Origin of the sequence: Microcoleus sp. Pol11C3, assembly GCF_036701485.1 — a bacterium.
Classification (GTDB): domain Bacteria; phylum Cyanobacteriota; class Cyanobacteriia; order Cyanobacteriales; family Microcoleaceae; genus Microcoleus.
On sequence record NZ_JAUBQW010000227.1, the window covers coordinates 1 to 5,025 of the forward strand.

General features: G+C 40.7%; 5 protein-coding genes and 1 pseudogene. 5 read left to right on the plus strand and 1 reads right to left on the minus strand.

The window, feature by feature from the left end; genetic code table 11:
• Positions 1–148: 148 nt before the first annotated feature.
• Positions 149–1,543 (minus strand): hypothetical protein, encoded by a 1,395-nt coding sequence (locus tag QUA40_RS27525; RefSeq protein WP_333131708.1) that lies wholly within the window; start codon positions 1,541–1,543, stop codon positions 149–151.
• Between the two features lie 640 nt (positions 1,544–2,183).
• Here QUA40_RS27525 and QUA40_RS27530 point away from each other — a divergent pair.
• From QUA40_RS27530 to QUA40_RS29175, 5 genes and pseudogenes are all read left to right on the plus strand, one after another.
• Positions 2,184–2,444 (plus strand): sulfiredoxin, encoded by a 261-nt coding sequence (locus QUA40_RS27530; protein WP_333131710.1) that lies wholly within the window; start codon positions 2,184–2,186, stop codon positions 2,442–2,444.
• 95 nt (positions 2,445–2,539) lie between these two features.
• Entirely contained in the window at positions 2,540–3,088 is a 549-nt protein-coding gene (dps, locus tag QUA40_RS27535; protein ID WP_333131712.1) for a DNA starvation/stationary phase protection protein Dps, read from the plus strand.
• Positions 3,089–3,240: 152 nt separating this feature from the next.
• Positions 3,241–3,945: a helix-turn-helix domain-containing protein gene (locus QUA40_RS27540; protein WP_333131716.1), complete on the plus strand. Its 705-nt coding sequence runs from the start codon at positions 3,241–3,243 to the stop codon at positions 3,943–3,945.
• Between the two features lie 51 nt (positions 3,946–3,996).
• Positions 3,997–4,407 (plus strand): hypothetical protein, encoded by a 411-nt coding sequence (locus QUA40_RS27545; RefSeq protein WP_333131714.1) that lies wholly within the window; start codon positions 3,997–3,999, stop codon positions 4,405–4,407.
• A gap of 192 nt (positions 4,408–4,599) precedes the next feature.
• A pseudogene (locus tag QUA40_RS29175) lies at positions 4,600–4,830 on the plus strand (type IV pilin-like G/H family protein); the annotation flags it as partial.
• Between the last annotated feature and the right edge of the window lie 195 nt (positions 4,831–5,025).

The window sequence follows — 5,025 nt, forward strand, 5'->3', positions numbered from 1 at the left end:
GCACTTTATTCTCGATCGCGCGCTCAAAACCCAGGCTACCTCAAGTGCGATCGATATATTCAGCAAGCCCTAAATAGGTTCTGAAAGGTTCTTGCTGCCATAAATCTTGGAAGTGAGTCAATTGAGCTGCGGCTTTCTGAATGTAATCCTAAGTGGTTCTCAATTCAAATAGATTACAAGGATGCAAGGAGTTTTTGCATTCAAATACAAATAGGCAGTTATCTACAACAGCTAAGACATCTACCTCGCCTTTAACGCCTTTAAAAGAATACTTTAAGTTGGTTTCAAATATTGATGATACTGGCTTTAAGCATCTCTCCATCTCCAGAACAATTGGATCTTCAACTGATTCTGAATCAAATCTAAATTTAGTTGATTGAAGAACGTTTCTACAAAGATCAGAGTTAGTTAAAATTCCCAGAGGTAAAAGTATCCAATCTTCAACATTAATAAATGGGTACGTTTGTAAATCAAATATCTTCTTGCTTTCTAATCTCCAAGTAAATAACTCAAAAATTTCTTTTGCCTTTTGTTCTCCCAAAAAACTAGCCCATAAATCTTTGAGTTGATTGGCTTGTAAAACAGGCATAGATCGCCAAAACAACTGAGACTTAAAGAGTTTGTTAGAGTCTATATACTCCGTAAGAACAAATAACATAAATGCAAATAACCGTTGTACTTTAATGATGTCGAATAATGATAAGCTTTGGAAAAATGGGATTTTGTTTACTTTTTGAAAGTCAATAAATAAATTACTTTCAAGTTGTTTGAGAATCATCTCCTCTTCCAAAAAAAGACTGTTAGTGTCCAAAAACTCACTTAAGGCTTGAGGATGAAATTGCATGACAATTCGTTTTAAAGGACTGTCTATAATCTTAAATATAGAGTCGTGAAAATTTTGATAATACGTCTTTGAAAATTCCAAGATAGAGGGGTATTTTTCTGTTATTTCTGATAACTCTGACAAAGAATCAAACGAGTTAGCAATCTCTTGCATTGATTGTCTTCTGTAGCCGAGACAACGGCTCATCTCAAACTTTGGGTCAGGTGCTTTTATAATAATTTTTGCATCAATTTGTGTAACTGTATAACCAAAACTATCTACAAGCACTTCAGAATCTTTAAAAAAAATTAATTTGTTAAAATCCTCTAATTTGCTAAGGTAATATTCATCGTTTAAGCGTTTTTCATTGACTTTATTAATATTTGATTTATCTATAACCTTTTTGTCATGGGTATGATAAAGATATAAAGAAAAGGCTGAAGCTAGCTCTTCCTTACATACAGAGTAGCGATTAGCGTGGTCTTGTTGAAGACCATCAAGCGGCCAGAACAATGAATCAACTGCTTGACGATCATAAAGTGGCCAGAACAATGAATCAACTGCAACTAGGTAACTTTTCATCTCAAGATAATCAACCTCTTTAAGTAAAGCCTTAAATAAGGTTTGAATATTTCTTGAGATGGAAAGAAGCGATTTTATAGATTCAAAGTAAACTTGGCTATCCTGGCTGATGTTTATTTTCCCAGTTTCATTTATCAAAGAATTAAGTATCTGAGATTGGAAATCATAGTTTGAGCATCGAAGTACACCAAATTTTCGTAGTTGCTATACAAAATCCGCCTCACTTTGTTGTAATCCCGCTCGAAATAAGTCTACGGCTAGCTTTTGCTCTCTATCTGAGATGGCTTGCTTTAAATCCTGTGCAATTTGCTTGATATTTTTCATTAATTAACTGGTATGGTTGGAGCAACGAAGCTATTATTAATAGTCTTATAGTGGACTTCAAGAATTGCTGAAAGATTCCTCAAAACACACTCTTACATGGCAATGAAATCCGCTCTCTAAAAAAACGCTAAAACCGCCTTTTCAGCGGTTATTTTTCAGCGGTTATGATCTGGCAGTTGTAACGACTACCCCTAGGCTTTGCCTAATAAAATTATAACTTTAGGGCATTTAAACGTCAAGACACGGACAATGAATTGAGCTACTCAGGTGATGGAAAGGAATTTTTAATGCTGATTTTCCTACCCAAAGTTGATCGCCCTCGATCCCCCGACACTACAGCAAACGGGCGATCGCACGCCCCCGTTCTGCCAATCTCAAAATTTCCTGACATATTTATTGCTAAAACGAAGTCATTACGAGTATGGTTTAACAAGAAGCAAAACAGAGAGCCGCCATGAGGATAGAAGAAATTCCCCTCAACCAGATTCGCCGCCCCCTGCCGCGAGTCAACGACCAAAACAAAGTAGCCGCCCTCATGGAATCCATCCGCGAGGTAGGTTTAAACGAACCCATCGATGTGCTAGAAGTAGATGGCCAGTATTACGGATTTTCCGGCTGCCACCGATACGAAGCTTGCCAGCGTCTCGGTTTAGAAACTATCCGCTGTAAAATACGCCGAGCTCCCCGTGCCGTGTTGCAGATGCACCTAGCCTGAGTATCTCAACAGCAATTCACGACAGGTAAATATTCGATCGCCCAAAGCTTTCTAATATATTCGATAGACAATCACTAATAACAAGCTAAAAACCTATGACTACCAACAACCACAAACAACATCTTTACCCCACCCGCATCGATATGTCAGCCGCCACCCGCTCTCAAATAGTCGGGCTGCTCAACGCCACGCTAGCCACGACTCTGGACTTAAAAACTCAAGTCAAGCAAGCTCACTGGAACGTTAAAGGCATGGACTTCTACCAGTTACACTTGCTGTTTGACGAAATGGCAACAGAACTCGAAGAATACATCGATTTAGTTGCCGAACGGGTCACAGCTTTGGGCGGTTTGGCTGTCGGAACAGCCCGCACAGCAGCTGCAGATTCGATCCTGCCAGAATTTCCTTTCGACATCGTAGACGGCAAAGAATACGTCACGGCTTTGGCCGATCGCTACGCACCCTACGCCCAACATCTACGAGTCGCGATCAACAAAGCAGCGGAACTCGGAGACGCTGACACCGCCGACTTGTACACCGAAATTTCGCGGACAATTGACAAGCGTTTGTGGTTCCTAGAAGCGCATTTGCAAGGTTCTGCGACAATTACAACAGCCGCCCCCGAAAGAGTTGCCGTCAAATAGCCACAAAAACTGTTGTGGGGTGGGTTTTTCGGCCCGCCACAGGCTTTCCGGCCTGTGCCACAACTGTTGTGGGGTGGGCTTTTCGACCCGCCACAGGCTTTCCGGCCCGTGCCACAACTCTAGTGGGGCGGGCAGAAAAGCCCGCCCCAAAAATGTATTTCGTTAAGGCTCCTGACAGCTTACGATCGAGAATATGTCCATTTATTAATTTGGATGAATTTTTCGTGGCCGCTAATATTCCAGATTATGCTCCTCAACTGAAACGCCTGATGCAACAGGCGGGGCTTTCGGGCGATCGAGAACTCAGCCAAAAAGCAGGAGTTTCCGAGATCCAGCTAAGTCGCCTGCGTCGTGGCTTAGCTTTGCAAACCCGAGCCGACATCCTGTTCAAAATAAGTCAAGCTTTGCAAATTTCCTTAACCGAACTGCTCGCAACCTTGGCACCAGACTATGTAGAGTTAGAGCAGACACCACCGACAGCTTTAGAACAAGAATATCAGCGCTTGCAAGCTTCCATCGAACAGCAGCGAGAATCTTTGATGCAGGAATTCCAGCTATCTAGCGTGCAAATTTTAGAATCTTGGATGTTGCAGTGGCCGACTGCTGCGAGCAAAGCTCAGGAAAATCACAACTTGCGGGCTCAGAAACTACTGCCCTTGCTGCGGCCAGTCGAGCAGTTATTGGAGCATTGGGGAGTGGAGTCGATCGCCCCAGTCGGAGCAGAAATTCCCTACAACCCGCAACAGCACCTGCTAATGGAAGGAACAGCCGAACCCGGAGAACCCGTCAAAGTCCGCTACACAGGGTACAGACAAGGCGACAAACTCCTCTACCGCGCCAAAGTTAGCTTGGTTTGAGCTATTGTAATTTGTCAATTAGTTGTCATTCTGAATAACAAGGAGAACCCAATGTCTCAAGTAATTCTAGCCGATATAGCTGCCCCTTTCTTTCTGTCACAAACTGGTAATATCTTGGTTATTGTCACCATTATTCCCGTTGAGATGCTAGTTATTTTTCTGTGTTTGAAATCGTCGGAAATTGCTATTGGTTTTTCCAGATTGTTCGTCGCAGTTTTAGTTGCAAATATTGCTACCTCTATTGTAGGAATTCCTCTTTTATTTAACGGTGGATTTTCTAGAGCTGATAGTGAGATAATAATTTTACTAATTAGCTTCGTGCTTTCTTTTTATATTGAATATGTAATTTATAGCATTTTTTTCAAAACTCAAAATATTCCGAGAAGTAAAATTTTCCTATTTTCTTTCCTCAGCAATTTGGCGAGTTACATGATTTTTTTCTTAGCTCTTATTTCTACTTAAGGCTATAGCAATGGTGGAAGTCCATTTGTAACATCTAATCCTCCAATGATATCCTGGGAAATGAGAAGTGACATACGAAGTTATATTAACTTGCAAAGAAACTTCTACTATGAGAAAAACCGCTTGGCTAATAATTTGGAATAATTAAAACTCCGCAAACAAAAAGAAACTAGATATGGATTTTATCGATATGATTTTCAGGGAGATGCAACGAAAGCTAATTTTACAGCCACGAGCAAAATAAAGAATCTCAAAAGTTACGAAGTTACAATATTTATTGTTAAAGACAAGGAGAATGACAAATTCATTCAAGGCATTTGTGAAACTGATAAGCCATCTATGAAAGCTCCTGAGATACCGCAATTGGTTGATGGTGCTTTTCAATTTCCTCCTGGTTCCTCAGATAAAAGCGATCGATTTTGATTGCGTGAACGATAAGAAATCGACGGCGCAAAGAAACGAGGTTTATGACCAAAACTGTCAAGTGCTATATCTAATCCAATGCCAAACTATCAACATAAATTTCGGTGGCACCAACCAACTATTTAGGGCTTGCTGAATAATCGATCGCAAACTATGAATAGGAGCGACCGATATATTCAAACTCAACTAAAGATA